The sequence below is a fragment of the Paracoccus sp. C2R09 genome (assembly GCF_018860625.1).
In the GTDB taxonomy this organism is placed as follows: domain Bacteria; phylum Pseudomonadota; class Alphaproteobacteria; order Rhodobacterales; family Rhodobacteraceae; genus Paracoccus.
This window is the reverse complement of the sequence record NZ_JAHKQB010000018.1, coordinates 39,533-57,348: the sequence shown is the minus strand read 5'-3', so window position 1 is coordinate 57,348 and position 17,816 is coordinate 39,533. Positions and strand designations below refer to the sequence as shown.

Sequence of the window (17,816 nt, the reverse complement as noted above, 5' to 3'; positions counted from 1 at the left end):
CCTGTCGGCCGCCGCCGGGCGGCATGCGACATGGCGGATATGCGTCCGCGCGCCCGCGCTGTCAAAGCGCAACCGAAGCGATCCGTTCCCGCCAAATTTTTTCTTCACAACCGCCCGAAGATCGGCTAAGGGCACCGCTTGGTCGCCATGCACCCTTGGAGGATGGCGCCGTCAACAAATGTAAGGATTAGAGATATGGCCAAAGAGATCCCGGATCTGGTGGCCGAGCCTCGCGCGGGGACAGGCAAGGGGGCCGCCCGCCAAGCTCGCCGTGCAGGCAAGGTGCCAGGCATCGTTTATGGGGACAACAAGGAACCCGTTGCGATCCAGTTCGACTTCAACAAGCTGCTGACCCGGCTGCGTGCAGGCCGCTTCATGGCGACCCTGTTCAACCTCAAGGTCGAAGGCCAGGAAGACGTCCGCGTCATCTGCCGTGGCGTCCAGCGCGATGTCGTGAAGGATCTGCCGATCCACATCGACTTCATGCGTCTGCGCCGCACCTCGAAGGTGAACCTGTTCATTCCGGTCGTCTTCGAGAACGAGGACAACTGCCCCGGTCTGCGCAAGGGCGGCACGATCGTCCACGTCCGCAACGAGGTCGAGCTGATCGTCACCGCCGGTGACATCCCCGAGCAGATCGTCGTCGATCTGGCCGGTCTGGAAGTCGGCGACAGCATCCACATCAACGATGTGAAGCTGCCCGAAGGCGCCAAGCCGACCATCGACCGCAACTTCGTGATCGCCAACATCGCCGCTCCGTCCGCCCTGCGTTCGGACGAGGCCGAGGCCGAAGGCGAAGCAGCCGAAGAAGCAGCCGAAGGCTGAGTGCCCGCCCGATCGGGCATGCACACCATATCGTCGCAGGCGGTGCCCCACGGGGCGCCGCCTCTTTCATTCGGGGGCGCGCATTGCTAGCTGCTGCCCCAGACGCAGCAATCGGAGGGCCGCATGGAACCCGTCAACATCATCGGCGCCGGACTGGCCGGGTCCGAGGCCGCCTGGCAGATCGCCCGCGCGGGCGTCCCCGTCATCCTGCACGAGATGCGCCCCGCCAAGGGCACCTTCGCCCATCGCACCGGCGACTGCGCCGAGATGGTCTGCTCGAACAGCTTCCGTTCCGATGACGACGTGATGAACGCCGTGGGCCTGCTGCATTGGGAAATGCGCGCGGCGGGCGGCCTGATCATGTCGATGGCCGACCGCCACCGCCTGCCCGCGGGCGGCGCATTGGCCGTGGACCGCGATGCGTTTTCCGCCGCCGTGACCGAGGCGCTGCGGGCCGAACCGCTGATCGAGATCCGCGATGCCGAGATCACCGAGCTGCCCCAAGACGGCAACTGGATCGTGGCCACCGGGCCGCTGACCTCGGACGGGCTGGCCGATGCGATCCGCGACGTGACGGGTGCCGACGCGCTGGCCTTCTTCGACGCGATCGCCCCCATCGTCCATGCCGACACGATCGACATGTCGGTGGCCTGGGAACAGAGCCGCTATGACAAGGGCGAGACCGAGGCCGAACAAAAGGCCTATATCAACTGCCCCATGAACAAGGAGCAGTACGAGGCCTTCATCGACGCGCTTCTGGCCGCCGACAAGACCGAGTTCCACGAGGGCGAGACCGCAGGTTATTTCGACGGCTGCCTGCCGATCGAGGTCATGGCCGAGCGTGGCCGCGAGACCCTGCGCCACGGCCCGATGAAGCCCGTCGGCCTGACGAACAGCCACAAGCCCGAGGAAAAGGCCTATGCCGTGGTGCAGCTGCGTCGCGACAACGCCCTGGGCACGCTCTACAATATCGTCGGCTTCCAGACGAAGATGAAATACGGCGCCCAGACCGAGGTCTTCCGCATGATCCCCGGCCTGCAGGATGCAAGCTTTGCGCGGCTGGGCGGCATTCACCGCAACAGCTTCCTGAACTCGCCCACGCTGCTGGACGACCGCATGCGCCTGCGCCTGCGTCCGAACCTGCGCTTTGCGGGACAGGTGACGGGCGTCGAGGGTTACGTCGAAAGCTCGGCCATGGGGCTTCTGGCGGGGCGCATGGCCGCCGCGCAGGCGCTTGGCCGTGACCTGGGGCCGCCGCCCTTCACCACCGCGATGGGCGCGCTGGTCAATCACATCACCGGCGGGGCCGAGGCCAAGACCTTCCAGCCGATGAACGTGAATTTCGGCCTGTTCCCGCCCCTGCCGGAAATGCGCAGCGGGCGGCGCGGCCGCAAGGACCGCTATCCCGCCTATACGCAGCGCGCCAAGGATGATTTCCAGGCATGGCTGGCGGCGCAGTAACCCGTTTCGCGCCCTCGCCCACGGGGCTTCTGCACCTTGGGCACGCCTTTTCCGCGATCTTCGCGGAACGGGCCGGGGCGCGATTCCTGCTGCGGATCGAGGATATCGACCGCGATCGCTGCCGCCCGGAATACGAGACCGCGATCCTGCAGGACTTGTCCTGGCTGGGGTTGGAATGGGGTGAACCCGTTCTGCGCCAATCCGACCGGATGCAGGCCTATCAGGATGCGATGGCGCAGCTGTCGGACCTGACCTATCCCTGCCGCTGCCGCCGCGGCGACATCCGCGCGGCGATGTCGGCGCCGCAAGAGGGCGCGCTGCCGGCCGGGCCGGACGGGCTGATCTATCCCGGCACCTGCCGCGGGCGCGACATGCGCGAGGCTAGCCCCGACGACGTGATCCGCCTGGACGTGGCACGCGCCTTCGATGCGCTGAAGACCGACCGCATCGGATTTCACGAGGGCGGGCAGGATCACGTCATGACGCGCGCGCAATTCCTGTCGGATATCGGTGACGTGATCCTGTCGCGGCGCGGCATGGGCACGTCCTATCACCTGGCTGTGGTGGTCGACGATGCCGCGCAGGGCGTCACGCTGGTCACGCGCGGGATGGATCTGTTCGATTCGACCTTCATCCATGTGCTGCTGCAGCGGCTTCTGGATCTGCCCGTGCCGCAATACCTGCACCACCGCCTGATCCGCGACCACGAGGGGCGCAGGCTGGCCAAGCGCGACGATGCCCGTGCGATCCGCGCCTTCCGGGATCAGGGCGCGGAACCGCAGGACATCCGCCGGATGGTGGGCCTCTAGGCCACCGGCTGCATCAGCTCGACCGGTTCGCCGTCGCGAATGGCGGTATAGAAGCAGCTGCGACGGTTCGTGTGGCAGGCGGGGCCGGTCTGATCGACGGTCACGAGCAGGCAGTCGGCATCGCAATCGACGCGGAAATCGACCAGCTTCTGCACGTTCCCCGAGCTTTCGCCCTTGATCCAGAAGGACTGGCGGGACCGCGACCAATAGGTCACGCGCCCGGTTTGCAATGTCTTGGCGACGGCTTCGGCGTTCATCCACGCCATCATCAGCACCTCGCCCGTCTGGGCATCCTGCGCGATCGCGGGGATCAGGCCGTTTGCATCGTATTTCAGGCTCGCCGGGTCGAACATCGGGTTTCCTTTCGCATTCCGGCTTCCTATCTAGATTTGAGCCGCGGGGCATGAAACCCCCGACGCAGGGAATACCGCAAGGACCGAACCATGGCCGAAGCCGATCTCATGCAGCTTTATTCGCGTCGCATCCTGGCGCTGACCACCGCGATCCCGCATCTGGGCGCGATCGAGGCGCCCGACGCCACGGCCATGCGCCGGTCGCCGCATTGCGGGTCCTCGGTCACCGTCCATCTGGGACTGCAGGACGGTCGCATCGCGCGTTTCGGCCAAGAGGTGCGCGCCTGCGCCCTGGGACAGGCATCGGCATCGGTCCTGGGTTCGGCGGTGATCGGCATGGATCGTGCCACCATCGCGGCCACGCGCGACCGGCTGGCCGCGATGCTGAAACAGGACGGCCCCGCCCCGGACGGCGATTTCGCGGCGCTGGAGGCCCTGCTGCCCGCGCGGGAATATCCCAACCGCCATGCCTCGATCCTGCTGGCATGGGATGCCACCCTGGAGGCGATGGACAAGGCCGCCGCCTGATCACCACCCGTTCGGGAATGAAAAAAGCCGGCCCCTGCCAGGGCCGGCCAGTTGCGCGTGCTTGGACAGAGGCGGTGCACAGGCGTAGGCACCGTATCAGCAACGCGGGGCAGGTCGGATCTCAGGCTTGCAGGATCGCCGGCAGATAAAGGACGACCATCGTGGTGGTGGTCAGCGCGGCGATACCGATCAGGTCACAGAAAAATTCGCGGGTCATGGGCAGCAACTCCTCTCTGTTGCTGCTTTGTTCTCATACCGGCGCGATTCGGTAAAGAACTTTTTAAGAACATTCCTGCTTGTCAGCCGATCTGGATCATTCGAATCGCCCGATCCTGCTCCATCAGCCACATGAGCATCCGGACCGCGCGGCCCCGCTCACCCTCCAGTGCCGGGTCCAGTTCCAACAGCGCACGGGCGTCCTGACGGGCAACGGCCATCAACTGCGCCTGATGTTCCAGATCCGCGATGCGGAAACGCGGGAGACCCGATTGCGCGGTGCCGATGACATCGCCCGCGCCGCGCATCTCGAGGTCCACCTCGGCGATGCGGAAGCCGTCCTCGGTGTCGCGCAGCGTCGTCAGGCGGCGCTGCCCGGTCTCGTTCAGGGGGGCGTGATACATCAGCAGGCAGGTCGAGGCCCCTGCTCCGCGCCCGACGCGCCCGCGCAGCTGGTGCAACTGGGCCAAGCCGAAGCTCTCGGCGCGTTCGATCACCATGATGGTCGCCTCGGGCACGTCTACCCCGACCTCGATCACGGTCGTGGCCACCAGAAGCTGCGCCCGCCCGCTGGCGAAATCGGCCATGGCGCTGTCGCGCTGGTCGGCAGGCATCTGGCCATGGACCATCCGCACCATGTCACCGAACTGCGCCCGGAGTGCTGTAAATCGAGCCTCGGCTGCCGTCAGATCGCTGACCTCGCTTTCATCGACCAGCGGGCAGACCCAATAGGCCCGCGCCCCTTGCGCCAATGCGCGGCGCAGGCGTTCGACCACCTCGTCCATGCGCTGATCGCCGATCATCACCGTGGTGATCGGCTGACGGCCCGGCGGCTTCTCGTCCAGCACCGAAAGGTCCAGATCGCCGTATTGCGACAGGGCCAGCGATCGCGGGATGGGCGTCGCGGTCATGATCAGCATGTCGGGCGGCACATCGCCCTTGGCGGCAAGTTCCAACCGCTGGCCCACGCCAAAGCGGTGCTGTTCGTCGATGATCGCCAGGCGCAGGTCGTGGAAATGCACGTCCTTCTGGAACACCGCATGGGTGCCCACCAGGATGTCGATGCCGCCATCGGCCAGGTCGGACAGGATCTGGGCGCGGGGTTCACGCTTGTCGCGCCCGGTCAGCGCCGCCAGCCGGACGCCCGCGGCCCGTGCCAGCGGCTCCAGCGCGCGGAAATGCTGGCGGGCCAGGATCTCGGTCGGGGCCATGAGGACGGCCTGCCCGCCGGCCTCGACCGCGGCCAGCGCGGACAGCATGGCGACCAGCGTCTTGCCCGCACCGACATCGCCCTGCAACAGGCGGTTCATGCGGCGATCGCTGGCCATGTCGGCGGCGATCTCGGCCACGGCGCGCGTCTGGGCACCGGTTGGCGGCCAGGGCAGGCTGTCCAGCACGCGGCGGCGCAGGCGACCGTCGCCGGGGCTGGACCGACCGCGCAGCCTGCGTCTTTCGCGTCGAACCAGCGCCATCGTCATCTGGTGGGCGAACAGCTCGTCATAGGCAAGGCGTGCGCGTGCGGGGCTGTCGGGCGACAGCGCGCGCGCCGCTTCGGGGGCATGCGCCTGGCGCAGGGCCTCGGCAAAGCCCGGCCAACCGCGATCGCGCATCAGCTGCGGATCGATCCATTCGGCGCATTCCGGGGCCAGCGCCAGCGCGGCTTGGGCCGCCTTGGTCATGGCCCGCTGCGTCAGCCCGGCCGAGAGCGGATAGGTCGGCTCGAACGCCGCGGGCAGCGGGTCGCCCTCGGGCAGGATGTGGTCGGGATGGACCATCTGCCAGCTGGCATCGAACAGCTCGACCTTGCCGCTGACGATGCGGCGGGCGCCCACGGGCAACTGCGCCTCGATCCAGTTGGCGCGGGGATGAAAGAAGACCAGCGTCAGATCGCCCTGCCCGTCCGAACAATGCACGCGCCAGGGGCGCCCCTTGCCCGCGGGCGGGTGATGGCGCAGCACGGTCACGGGGATGGTCACGATCTCGGGCGGGTGGGCATCCGCGATCCGAGTCAGGCTGCGCCGCGCGATGCCGCCCGAAGGCAGGGTCAGCAGCAGGTCGCGCGGGCGTTCGATGCCCATCTGCGCCAGCGCCGCGCGGCCCTTGGGACCGATCCCCGGCAGCGTCTCGATCCCGGCAAACAGCGGGAACAGCGCCGGGGGGCGGCCCTTCGCCTCGGTCATGCGGACCCCGCGATGCGCAGCCATTCATCCTCGTCGATGACCTTCACGCCCAGATCGGCGGCCTTGGTCGCCTTCGACCCCGCACCCGGCCCCGCGATCAGCAGGTCGGTCTTGGCGCTGACGCTGCCCGCGACCTTGGCCCCCATGGATTCGGCGCGCGCCTTGGCTTCGGCCCGGCTCATGCGTTCCAGCGTGCCGGTGAAGACGAGGGTCTTTCCCGTGATCTCGGTCTGTGCCGTGTTGCCGGCCTCGGCGGGCTGGATGTCCAGCTGTTCGACCAACCGGTCGATGCCCCGCCGCTCGGCCGGCTGCGCGAATGTCGTCACCAGCGAATTGACCAGCACCCCGCCGATCCCGTCGATCCCCGTCAGCTCGGCCCAGTGGGGGCTGTCGGGCAGCGCGGCACGGCGCAGCTTGTCATCCGTCGCGGCAAAGGCCGGTTCCTGCGCGGCACCGTCGATCGCGGCCAGCAGCGCGTCCCAGGTGCCGAAATGCCGCGCAAGGGTCTGGGCCGCGACCTCGCCCACGTGGCGGATGCCAAGCGCGAAGATCAGGCGGGCCAGGGGGATGCGGCGGCGTTCCTCGATCGCGGCGAACAGCTTCTCGGCCGAGCGTGGGCCGAAACCGTCGCGGTTCTTCAGCTTGGCCAGACCGGCGGCATCGCGTTCGGCCAGGGTGAAGATGTCGGCGGGTTCGCGAATGGGAAGCGTCTCGTCGGCAAAGAACATCTCGACCTGCCTGGCGCCCAGCCCCTCGATGTCGAAGGCGGCGCGGCCGACGAAATGCTTCAGCTTCTCGACCGCCTGAGCGGGACAGATCATCCCGCCGGTGCAGCGCCTGACGCTGTCGCCCGGTTCGCGGATCGCGTCCGAACCGCATTCGGGGCAGAGGGTCGGGAAGGCATATGCCGAGCTGCCCTCGGGGCGGCGCGACAGGTCCACATCGGCGATCTTCGGGATCACGTCCCCCGCGCGATAGATCTGGACCCAGTCGCCTTCGCGGATGTCGCGCCCTTCGCGGATGGGCTGGCCGGCATTGTCGATGCCTGCGATGTAATCCTCGTTGTGCAGGGTCGCGTTCGACACGACGACCCCGCCCACGGTCACGGGTTCCAGCCGCGCAACGGGCGACAGCGCGCCGGTGCGACCGACCTGGATCTCGATCCGGTCAAGCCGCGTCCAGGCCAGTTCGGCCGGAAACTTGTGCGCCAGCGCCCAGCGCGGCGTGGTCGAACGGAATCCCAGCCGCGCCTGATAGCCGAGATCGTTCACCTTGTAGACGACGCCGTCGATATCATAGCCCAAGGTCGCGCGCTGCTGTTCGATCCCGGCCCAGGCGGCGATCATCGCATCCGCATCGTCGCAAAGCTGCATCAGCGGGTTGGTCTGGAAGCCCAGCGACCCGAGGCGTTCGACCGCAGCCATCTGCGTCTCGGCCAAGGGGGCCGAAACCTCGCCCCAGGCATAGGCGAAGAAGCGCAGGGGACGGCGCGCGGTAACCGCCGGGTCCAGCTGCCGCAGAGAGCCCGCAGCCGCGTTGCGCGGATTGGCAAAGACGCGGCCATCACCCGAGGCGTTCAGCGCCTCGAAATCGGCATGGGTCATGTAGACCTCGCCCCGCACCTCGAGGATGTCGGGCACGGGGCCGGTCAGTTCCTGCGGGATGTCGGCGATGGTGCGTGCATTGGCGGTGACGTTTTCGCCCACCGCGCCGTCGCCACGCGTGGCGGCCTGGATCAGGCGGCCCTTTTCATAGCGCAGAGACAGGGACAGACCGTCGATCTTGGGTTCCGCCGTGACGGCCAGCGGGTCTTCGGGCCCCAGCCCCAGGAAATTGCGCACCCGCGACAGGAAGTCGTGCACATCGGCATCATCGAAACCGTTGGCCAGCGACATCATCCGCTGCGCATGGACGATCTTGCCAAAACCCTCGGCGGGGGCGGCCCCCACCTTCGCGGTGGGGCTGTCGGCGCGGACCAGATCGGGAAAGCCCTGCTCCAACGCCAGCAGGCGGGCCTTGATCGCGTCGTATTCCGCGTCCGTGATGATCGGGGCGTCGTCGCGGTGATAGGCCTCGTCGGCCTTGGACATGCGCTGCGACAGCTCGGCCATCTCGGCCTCGGCCGCATGCCTGTCCAGCCCTTCCACCGGTGCGCGATCCGCGATTTCCTGTGCCATTGCCAAGCCCCTGCCTTCGGTGGGCGGCAGCGTGCCGCCCCTCGGCCCGGGTATCGCCCATGCGCATCCCATCGTCCAGCGGGGCGTCGCCCCCGAACGACCGGTCGCGATGGTTCAGGCGCCGACGGCCAGGCGTTCCTCGTCGGCGGGGCCGGGATCGCGCAGGACATAGCCGCGGCCCCAGACCGTCTCGATATAGTTGCGGCCCTTCAGCGCCTCGGACAGCTTCTTGCGCAGCTTGCAGATGAAGACGTCGATGATCTTCAGCTCGGGCTCATCCATGCCGCCATAGAGATGGTTGAGGAACATCTCCTTGGTCAGGGTCGTGCCCTTGCGCAGGCTCAACAGTTCCAGGATCTGGTATTCCTTGCCGGTCAGGTTCACCGGCTTGCCATCCACCTCGACCGAGCGGGCATCCAGGTTGACGGTAATGTCGCCCGTACGGATCAGCGCCTGCGAATGCCCCTTGGATCGACGGATGATGGCCTGGATGCGGGCCTGCAGTTCCTCGCGATTGAAGGGCTTGGTCATGTAATCGTCGGCCCCGAAGCCGAAACCGCGCAGCTTGCTCTCGGTGTCGTCGCTGCCGGTCAGGATCAGGATCGGCGTGTCGATCCGCGACATCCGCAGATGGCGCAGCACCTCCATCCCGTTCATGTCCGGCAGATCCAGATCCAGCAGGATCAGATCGTAATCATACAGCTTGGCAAGGTCGATGCCCTCCTCGCCCAGATCCGTGCGAAACACGTTGTAGCTGGCCGAGGTCAGCATCAATTCGATCGCACGGGCCGTGCTGGGATCGTCTTCCACCAGAAGGATTCGCATTTTCGTTTTCCCGATTCGTCAAAGCACTGATCTCGGATCCTTGCGCGAACCGGTTAACACGAAGTTACCTGCCGCGATTAACTGTTACGCCACACAACTCACGGCTGTCTATAACGTTGCAGGGATGTCACTTTCAGCGCCGCCTTGCCATGCTTGGCGATCGCGCTGCACCAGCCGTCGAACTCCTCGTCCGACAGGCCGTAGCGGCGGATCGCATCGTCGCGCGTGATCAATCCATGCGCCACCGCCAGCACGACGGTCTGCTTGCGGCTGGCCACCCAGCGCGTATCCACAGCCGGCAGGTCCGCGATGCTGAGGATGCGTCCATCAGCCAGCGTCACCGTCCGCGGGCCATTGGTTTTCTTGACGAACATGATCTGCCCCCGATTTGTCCCGTTCCATATGCGGGCCGAGGGCTTAAGGCCGGGTTAGCCGAAACACCCCCGATCTGTCCTGTCGGGGTTGAGAATACGGCGCATTCTCCTATATTTTGAACCATTCCGTCGGCCGCGCGCCGCGCCAAGACCGTGAAAGACCACCCATGAGCCTCGATACCGCCACCCGCGCGACTGCGCGCGACACCGAATTGAACAGCCTGGGCTTTGCCAAGCCGCCATCCCAGACGCGTGTCGTCGTCGCCATGTCGGGCGGCGTCGACAGCTCTGTCGTGGCCGCCAAGCTGCATTCCGAAGGCTATGACGTGGTGGGCGTGACGCTGCAGCTCTATGATCACGGGGCGGCGCTGGCCAAGAAGGGCGCCTGCTGCGCGGGTCAGGACATCCACGATGCCCGCCGCGTGGCCGAGCGCATGGGCTTTCCCCATTACGTCCTGGATTACGAGAACAAGTTCCGCGAATCCGTCATCGACGAATTTGCCGACGCCTATCTGGCGGGCGCCACCCCCGTTCCCTGCATCCGCTGCAACGAGCGGGTGAAGTTCCGCGACCTGCTGGAAACCGCGCGCGATCTGGATGCCGATTGCATGGCGACCGGCCATTACATCCAGCGCAAGGACGGCCCCCTCCGTGCCGAACTGCACATGGCCGCCGATCAGAACCGCGATCAGAGCTATTTCCTGTTCTCGACCACGCAAGAGCAGCTGGACTTCCTGCGCTTCCCCCTGGGCCATCTGGAAAGCAAGGCCGAGACGCGCGCGCTGGCCGCCGAATACGGCCTGTCGGTCGCGGACAAGCCCGACAGCCAGGACATCTGCTTCGTGCCCAATGGCGATTATGCCTCGGTCATCGAGAAGCTGCGCCCCGGTGCCGCCGATCCCGGAGAGATCGTGGACATGGATGGCAAGGTGCTGGGCCGACATCGCGGCGTGATCCATTACACGATCGGGCAGCGGCGCGGCCTGGGCATCGGCGGCCTGGGCGATCCGCTCTATGTGGTGCGTCTGGAGCCCGACACGCGCCGTGTCGTCGTGGGCCCCCGCGAGGCGCTGTCCACGCAGATCGTGAATGTCAGCGAGGTGAACTGGCTGGGCGATCAGGCCTTCGAGGACGAGATCCCGGTCATGGTCCGCATCCGGTCTACGCGCCCGCCCCGTCCGGCGATCCTGCGCCCCCGCCCCGGTCGTCGGGCCGAGGTCGAGCTGCTGGACCCCGAGGAAGGCGTCAGCCCCGGTCAGGCCTGCGTCTTCTACCAGGCCGACAGCACCCGCGTTCTTGGCGGCGGCTGGATCAGCTTGCGGCGGCGGACAGCAGCCTGATCCGTTCCACCATCGCGCGCAGCCCGTTCGACCGCTGCGCCGACAGGTGTTCATCCAACCCCAGGCGGGACAGTTCCGCCTGGGCGTCGATATCCCTGACCTGGCCCACCGGCACCCCGGAATAGAGCGCGTGCAGCACGGCGATCAGGCCGCGCACGATCAGCGCGTCGCTCTCTCCGTGGAAATCGAAGCGCCCTTCGGCGATCTGCGGATGGATCCAGACCTGGCTCGCGCAGCCATCGACCTTGTTCGCGGGCACCTGCAGGGCGGGGTCCAGCGGGGGCATGGCCTTGCCCAGCTCGATCACGTGGCGATAGCGATCCTCCCAGTCGTCGAGGAAGTCGAAGTTTTCTGCGATCTCTTCGAATGCTGCGGTCGCCATGGCAATCTCCTGTCGTTGCAGCATGGCCTAGCGTGGCCCGCGGCCAAGGTCAAAGAGGCTTTTCCGCGCAGTTCGTTTCCCCTATCACGAGGGGCACGGAACAAGGGGACCTGCCATGGCGAAATTCATCCTGCCGCTGCTGATCGGCGCCACCGCGATCGCGGGCTGCGGACGTCTGGGCGACAGCCGGGCGAACCCTTTCGGCTGGCTGCCCAAGCACAGCCGCCCTGCCCCCAGCATCGACCCCGAGGGCGGCTATGTCAGCGCGTCCGATGCCCGGCCGGGCGTCCCTCAGATCCTCTCGGCCGCGTGGGAACCGCTGAACGAAGGCCGCCTGCTGGTCGTCCAGGGGGCCGCCCCGGTCAAGGGCTATCGCGATGCGGCGCTGATCCCGGTGCGCCCGCAGGCGCGCGGCAAGCTGGAACCGGATGCCGACGGCATCCTGCGCCTGCGTTTCGTGGCCCTGCCCCCCGAGGAAGGCAATCCTGCAGCCGGCCTGCCCGCGAACCCCGTAACGGATCCGATCAACGTGGCGCTGCCCCTGACCCACCGCCAGCTTGCGCGCCTGACCGGCGTCGAGATCTCGGGCGCCACGAACGTGGTCACGCTGCGCCGCTGACATCTTGCGATCCTGCCTGCGACCCGCTAATCCGCGCAGGTCGGAGGCGTGGCAGAGTGGTTTAATGCACCGGTCTTGAAAACCGACGTGGGTCAACGCCCACCGTGGGTTCGAATCCCACCGCCTCCGCCATGCGAATTTCGAGACCGGAAGCCGTGGCAATGCCACGAACGGATCCGTCGGTCTGACAACGTTCCACACCGCGCTTCTGCTGAACGCTTGGAAACAGTGACTTGGTCTTCCGCGCTCCGCCAGTGCACGGAAAACCTGCCATTGCAGACGATCCCCCGTATCCATGGCCTGCCGTTCCACGCGGATGCGTGGAACGGCAGTTCACCGTCACAGGAAGAAGTCGTTCTCGGACAGCGCGAACTGACCCAGCAGCGCGATGGAAAAGTCGCCGCGGGCGTCGCCATCGACATCACCCATGACGATGGTATTTCCGTCGGCGTGGTGGAACCTGATCTGGCCCGCCTCGCCCGAGAAGCGGTCATCGCCGATGAAGTCGAAGGCCTGGTTCCCGTTCGACCCGGCATCGGCATCGATCCCGCGCAGGTCGATCCGATCGGACTGCCCCGGACGGAAATCGGTCACGGTATCGCGGAAACGGGCATTCACCCCGCTCTCGGTGATGCTGGTGAAGACGAAGTGATCCGCCCCGTTGCCCCCGGTCAGAACATCCACGCCGTTTCCGCCGATCAGCCTGTCGTTCCCGGCCTGACCATGCAGGACATCGCTGCCGTTCCCGCCCCACAGGACGTCGTCGTGACCGCCACCATAGAGCTTGTCCGCACCATTCGCCCCGGCAAGCGTGTCATTGCCGTTGTTGCCGTTCAGCGTATCGTCGCCGCCGGCCCCGCCCAGCAGGTCGTCCCCGGCCTGGCCGTTCAGGCGATCTGCACCCGCCTGGCCAAAGAGCCGGTCGTCGCCGTTCCCGCCCCAGAGAAGATCGTCACCGCCGCCGCCATTCAGCAGATCCGCGCCATCGCCGCCCGCCAGGGTGTCGTTGCCGCCATTGCCGTTCAGCGTATCGTCGCCGCCCGCACCGCCCAGCAGGTCGTTCCCGGCCTGACCGTTCAGACGGTCATCCCCCGCCTGACCAAAGAGACGGTCATTACCGTTCCCGGCCCAAAGCAGATCGTCACCGCCGCCGCCATTCAGCAGATCCGCGCCATCGCCGCCTGCCAGCGTGTCGTTGCCGTCATTGCCGTTCAGCGTATCATCACCGCCCGCACCGCCCAGCAGGTCGTTCCCGGCCTGACCGTTCAGACGATCGTTCCCCGCCTGACCAAAGAGCCGGTCGTTGCCGTTCCCGCCCCAGAGCAGATCGTCGCCCACGCCACCGTTCAGCAGATCGACCCCATCGCCGCCAGACAGCGTGTCGTTGCCGTAATTGCCGTTCAGCGTGTCGTCGCCGCCGGCCCCCGACAGGGTGTCATGACCCGCAAAGCCGCTCAACTTGTTGGCTGCATCATTGCCGCCGATGCGGTTCGCCAGGCCATTGCCCGCCCCGTCGATCCGGCCCGAGCCGATCAGATCAAGGTTCTCGACATTGGCGTCCAGCGCGTAGCCGATATTCGCGTAGACGGTATCGGTCCCGGCACCGGCACCGGCACCCTCGACGATACGGTCACCTGAGGTGACGTAGTAGCGATCGTTGCCCAGGCCACCCTCGAAGGTATCTGCGGCCGAGGTGCCATAGAGCGTGTCGCGGCCATTGCCCCCGACAGTCAGGTTGTCGTCCTGGATGTTGATCTGGACGACCTGAATGGTCCCGCCATCCGCAAACGTCATGTTGCCCGACAAGCTGACGGTCAGATAGGCCGTCTCGGTCGCTTCGGCGATACCGTCCCTGTTCGCGGAAATCGTGACGGTTTCCGAACGGCTGCTGGGCCTCGTGGAATAGATGGACAGCGATCCGCTTCCCGAAACCTGGCCGATATCGGATGCAGACGCGGTGCCTCCTGCCGCCGAAACCGAATATTCATAGCTGACATAGTGATTGGTCATTCCCACGAAATTCAGGCCCAGATCCACCGACTGGCCTTCGCGCAGGGTGATGGTTTCGGGCAATTCCGCGACATAGGTATCAAGCCCCGGGGCGGAGGTGCCGATCAGTTCCAGCGACGTATCGAAACCAAGCTCGCGAAGTTGTTCGTTGCTGTATTCTCGGCTGTTGCCGTAGACGTCGGTGATCTGCACCTTTCTCACATCGACCGCCCCCGAATAGTTCGAGGCCGACAACTCGGACACTTCGGTCAAGGCCTCGCCTGTCCAATCCGCCTGAGATATGATTTCGACTGCGTGATCACTCTCCAGAGTAGGACTGTACCGCCACGTCAATTCGCGATCGAAGAAGATGACCACATCATCCAGGGCATTCGCATCAGCGCCCGATGCCGTGAACTCTGCCTCGGTGCTGCCGGCGCTCAGATCGACAGAATCCGGCAGAACCAGCGACGTCAGTTCAGGCGCGGTGGTATCCGGGTCGACACTGCGAATGCTTATCGACGTGTCGATGCCCATATCCCGCAAAGCATCATCCGAAAACGTCGTTTCGTTTCCCAGCTTGTCTTCGATCACGACGCGGGTGATGTTCAGATCGCCGCCGACATTATGGGGCAGAACCTCGACCGTGTTGCTATGGCTACCGTCATCCCAGTCGCTTCCATAGCCAGAAATGATCTCGAGTGCATAAGCACCCGTATCCGTCGCCAGAGGGCGGTCATACCATATGACGACCCACTCGATGCCATCGGGGTCGTCTATACTTGCGGCAAATGTCGCGTCCACCGCCCCATTGCGCAGATCGAGAATTGTCGGTGCATCGAATGAGATCAGGCGGGAAGATCCGGTATCGGGCATGGAATGTCCTTGAAGCTATCTGGTATCACGAGAAAGTTATTTGATCGCTCATATGCAGATAGGCCGGCGAAATACCGCCAAGCAAGAATTTTTTTCCAAATTTACATCTATTGGTCGATCAACCGGTGACGCCGACGTTTCCCTATACTCCGTATCGGTTGCCAAGTTGGGGCCGCTGCGACGGTATCAAGGCCGCGACCAGCTTGTACGCGCTGATGAATGCGGTTTTCACAGACGGCTCCGGTATTGCACCATGTGTTGCGACTTTTACTGTCATGGCCCGGTCAAAGCAGCATGTGCAGACCTCGGAAACTGGGCCGCGCCCAAGCTGATACAAGCAGCTCCCGTCCCAATTACCGCTTCAACCCAAGACCTGGGGCAAGCGTGCCCGGCCCTCCAACAGACGCCGCCAGGCAGGATGCGGCAAGCCAGACCAGAACCGGCGCCAGAACGGATCTTGCCTTCTTCGTCGCAAAATCGCGAACCGTTACGGATGGCTTGCGCACAGCCCCCATCGCAAGAAGATATCCGCTGACCAGGCTCAGCGCCGGAACACTGGCCCGGCCCAGATAGTCGTTGGTCAGCACGCCCAGTGCGTTCAACTGCCCGCCATACAGGATCGACCCCTGATACTCTTTCAGATGGGTGAACATCATGAAGGAAATGCAGATGACCCGCGCGCAATCGATAAGCTCGGATTCGCGTATGTTGCACGGGGATCCCTGGGCAGCCTGGACGAATTCACGGGACGGCTGAAGCGACATGACAAGAAACCATTCAAACACGACAGAACTTAGCGGTTTCATGTTCGTAGCGCGATCCCAAGGCCTGTGTCCGGATGAAAACACACTAATATCAACACCTTAGATGGAACACCGTTCATCGCCACGCGGAAACCGGTTCGCGATGCCCGCATTTCGGATCGCGCTTGGACCTGTCTGTGCAGGACAGATCAGGCATCAGATCGCAGATGGCAAAACCGGGATGCCTGGAATTTAGAAGGAACTCGGCGCAATGCCCGCCGGCGCGTTCGCATGGAAAGTTCCGCAGCTGCCCTGCGGGCGTGCGCATCATCGCGATGCGACCCTTACCCCGCATCCTCATGGGGCCGAGAATGCCAAGCCTGTCGAACCGTCACCGGGCAGCGACCGGCCATGACAGCGTGTTTCCGGAATGCAGGGCGACGATGGATGGCCGCCCTGCCGGTCTTTCAGTCCTCGATATGGAACGACTGGACGCCGTTCTTCTCGCGGATGCCGTCCTTGATCACGGCCTTCACCAGGGCGATGCACATCAGGAACATCACGAAGCTGAAGGGCAGCGCACCGATGACCATGGCCGTCTTGATCGCGTCCAGGCCGCCAACCAGCAGCAGCCCGCCCACCACGAAGCTGAGCGCAAGCCCCCAGAAGATGATGTGGATGCCGCCCTTGGGGCTCTCCTCGCCCGCGGCATTGATCGTGTTCACGATCAGGATCGCCGAATCCGCCGTCGTCACCAGATAGGTCAGCAGCAGCACCACGACGACACCCGCCATCATCAGCGCCATGCCGCTGGACAGCATCAGGTCCAGCATCGCGAACAACTGGCTTTCCTGCCCGGCCCCGGAAATCGCATCACCCGCCGATCCGTTCAGCGTCAGGTCGATCGCGGTGCCGCCCACGACCGTGAACCAGACGAAGCACATCATCGACGGCACGATCATCGCGCCCAGGACGTATTCGCGAATGCTCCGCCCGCGCGAGATCCGGGCGAGGAACACGCCCACGAAGGGCGCGAAGGCGATCCACCATGCCCAGTAGAAGACCGACCAGGCGCCCTGCCAGGATGCCAGCGCGTCCTGCGTCTGGCTGCCATCGGCATGCCAGACGGTGAACAGCATCTCGGGCAGGCGCGTGACATAGGCGACCAGACCCGATCCCAGCGCATTCAGCCCGAAGAAGGTCGATCCGAAAATCAGGAAGAAGGCCAGCAGGAAGAAGCTGAGCCCCATGTTGAGGTTTGAGAGCCATTTGACCCCCTTGCCCACGCCCGACAGCGCCGACATGGTCGAGGCACCCAGGATCACGACCAGCGCGATCACGATGCCTGCCGTGCTGGGGTTCCCGTCGGCCTGCACGACCCAGTCGCCGAAGCCGATCCGGTTCAGACCCGCCACGAATTGCGCGACGCCGAAGCCCAATGTCTGCGCCACCCCCAGGATGGTCGCGACCACCGCGACGATGTCGACGACATGGCCCGCGGGCCCCGACATCCACGTTCCGAACAGCGGCGTCAGCGCCGAACGCACCGTCAGCGGGAGGTTCCGCCGATACGAGAAATAGGCCAGCGCCATCCCCACCAGCGCATAGCAGGCCCAGGCCGACAGGCCCCAATGCAGGAACGACCAGGCATAGGCGGCAGTGACGTTGTCCGCCGCCGATGCGGTCGTGCGGCCCATGATGACATCGGGATTGTTCCCGAAATGATACATCGGCTCGGCCGTGGCGAAGGTCAGCATGCCGATGCCGATCCCCGCCCCGAACATCATTGAGAACCAGGAGAAGCGCGTGAATTCGGGCTGGTCGTCGGGCAGCCCCAGCTTCAGACGACCCGAGGCCGGGACAAGCGCCAGGACGATGCACAGGATCAGGAACAGGGCGACGACCCAGATGTACCAGCTGGCAAAGCTTTTCAGCATCGCGCCGTTCAGCGCGTTCAGCACCGCATTCGCATTCTCGGGCACCGAGATCGCCCAGACGATCAATGCGCTGACGAGGATCTTCGAGGGGATCGCGACGCTCTTGGCAAAGCCGTCGTAGAAACCGCGATCGGCGGTGTTGATGGGCAGGTCCATCAGAGGGGGTTCATCGACCATGGGCA

At 65.3% G+C, this 17,816-nt stretch carries 15 protein-coding genes and 1 tRNA gene; 7 read left to right on the top strand and 9 right to left on the bottom strand.

Features of this window, described 5'->3' with window-relative positions; translation table 11 throughout:
• Positions 1-195 precede the first annotated feature (195 nt).
• The 3 genes from KO490_RS07325 to gluQRS all read left to right on the top strand — a co-directional run bounded on the left by KO490_RS07325 (position 196) and on the right by gluQRS (position 3,095).
• Positions 196-825 carry a 50S ribosomal protein L25/general stress protein Ctc gene (locus tag KO490_RS07325; protein ID WP_216018750.1) on the top strand — a complete coding sequence of 210 codons (630 nt, stop codon included), beginning with the start codon at positions 196-198 and terminating at the stop codon, positions 823-825.
• Positions 826-948: 123 nt separating this feature from the next.
• The gene (trmFO, locus tag KO490_RS07320) at positions 949-2,286 is read left to right on the top strand and encodes a methylenetetrahydrofolate--tRNA-(uracil(54)-C(5))-methyltransferase (FADH(2)-oxidizing) TrmFO (protein ID WP_216018749.1); all 1,338 of its coding nucleotides are present in this window, start codon (positions 949-951) and stop codon (positions 2,284-2,286) included.
• Complete coding sequence (gluQRS, locus tag KO490_RS07315; RefSeq protein WP_216018748.1) at positions 2,268-3,095, top strand: tRNA glutamyl-Q(34) synthetase GluQRS; 828 nt, start codon at positions 2,268-2,270, stop codon at positions 3,093-3,095. Before trmFO ends, gluQRS begins: the two co-directional genes overlap by 19 nt.
• Here the strand turns inward: gluQRS and hisI are convergent.
• Positions 3,092-3,448 (bottom strand): phosphoribosyl-AMP cyclohydrolase, encoded by a 357-nt coding sequence (gene hisI, locus KO490_RS07310; RefSeq protein ID WP_216018747.1) that lies wholly within the window; start codon positions 3,446-3,448, stop codon positions 3,092-3,094. The two genes, gluQRS and hisI, sit on opposite strands and share 4 nt — an antisense overlap.
• 90 nt (positions 3,449-3,538) lie before the next feature.
• Between hisI and KO490_RS07305 the strand changes: the two genes are divergently transcribed.
• On the top strand, positions 3,539-3,976 hold the full coding sequence (locus KO490_RS07305; protein ID WP_216018746.1) for an iron-sulfur cluster assembly scaffold protein: 438 nt from the start codon (positions 3,539-3,541) through the stop codon (positions 3,974-3,976).
• Between the two features lie 299 nt (positions 3,977-4,275).
• Here the strand turns inward: KO490_RS07305 and recG are convergent, their stop codons facing one another.
• The 4 genes from recG to KO490_RS07285 form a co-directional block, all read right to left on the bottom strand.
• Positions 4,276-6,396, bottom strand: a complete 2,121-nt coding sequence (gene recG / locus KO490_RS07300) for an ATP-dependent DNA helicase RecG (protein ID WP_252727062.1) — start codon at positions 6,394-6,396, stop codon at positions 4,276-4,278.
• The gene (ligA, locus tag KO490_RS07295; protein WP_216018745.1) at positions 6,369-8,549 is read right to left on the bottom strand and encodes an NAD-dependent DNA ligase LigA; all 2,181 of its coding nucleotides are present in this window, start codon (positions 8,547-8,549) and stop codon (positions 6,369-6,371) included. Before ligA ends, recG begins: the two co-directional genes overlap by 28 nt.
• Before the next feature lie 114 nt (positions 8,550-8,663).
• Entirely contained in the window at positions 8,664-9,374 is a 711-nt protein-coding gene (ctrA, locus tag KO490_RS07290) for a response regulator transcription factor CtrA (RefSeq protein WP_216018744.1), read from the bottom strand.
• A gap of 98 nt (positions 9,375-9,472) precedes the next feature.
• Entirely contained in the window at positions 9,473-9,748 is a 276-nt protein-coding gene (locus KO490_RS07285; RefSeq protein ID WP_216018743.1) for a DUF1153 domain-containing protein, read from the bottom strand.
• Between the two features lie 167 nt (positions 9,749-9,915).
• Between KO490_RS07285 and mnmA the strand changes: the two genes are divergently transcribed.
• Entirely contained in the window at positions 9,916-11,088 is a 1,173-nt protein-coding gene (gene mnmA, locus KO490_RS07280; protein ID WP_216018742.1) for a tRNA 2-thiouridine(34) synthase MnmA, read from the top strand.
• Here the strand turns inward: mnmA and KO490_RS07275 are convergent.
• Entirely contained in the window at positions 11,060-11,470 is a 411-nt protein-coding gene (locus tag KO490_RS07275) for a SufE family protein (protein WP_216018741.1), read from the bottom strand. The genes mnmA and KO490_RS07275 overlap by 29 nt on opposite strands.
• A gap of 115 nt (positions 11,471-11,585) precedes the next feature.
• Here KO490_RS07275 and KO490_RS07270 point away from each other — a divergent pair, with 115 nt between their 5' ends.
• Positions 11,586-12,089: a hypothetical protein gene (locus KO490_RS07270; RefSeq protein ID WP_216018740.1), complete on the top strand. Its 504-nt coding sequence runs from the start codon at positions 11,586-11,588 to the stop codon at positions 12,087-12,089.
• Positions 12,090-12,131: 42 nt separating this feature from the next.
• Positions 12,132-12,221 (top strand) — tRNA-Ser (locus KO490_RS07265).
• Positions 12,222-12,428: 207 nt separating this feature from the next.
• Here the strand turns inward: KO490_RS07265 and KO490_RS07260 are convergent.
• The 3 genes from KO490_RS07260 to KO490_RS07250 form a co-directional block, all read right to left on the bottom strand.
• Entirely contained in the window at positions 12,429-14,954 is a 2,526-nt protein-coding gene (locus KO490_RS07260; protein ID WP_216018739.1) for a calcium-binding protein, read from the bottom strand.
• A gap of 353 nt (positions 14,955-15,307) precedes the next feature.
• The gene (locus tag KO490_RS07255; RefSeq protein WP_216018738.1) at positions 15,308-15,718 is read right to left on the bottom strand and encodes an acyltransferase; all 411 of its coding nucleotides are present in this window, start codon (positions 15,716-15,718) and stop codon (positions 15,308-15,310) included.
• A gap of 446 nt (positions 15,719-16,164) precedes the next feature.
• The gene (locus KO490_RS07250; RefSeq protein WP_216018737.1) at positions 16,165-17,811 is read right to left on the bottom strand and encodes a BCCT family transporter; all 1,647 of its coding nucleotides are present in this window, start codon (positions 17,809-17,811) and stop codon (positions 16,165-16,167) included.
• Positions 17,812-17,816: the final 5 nt, after the last annotated feature.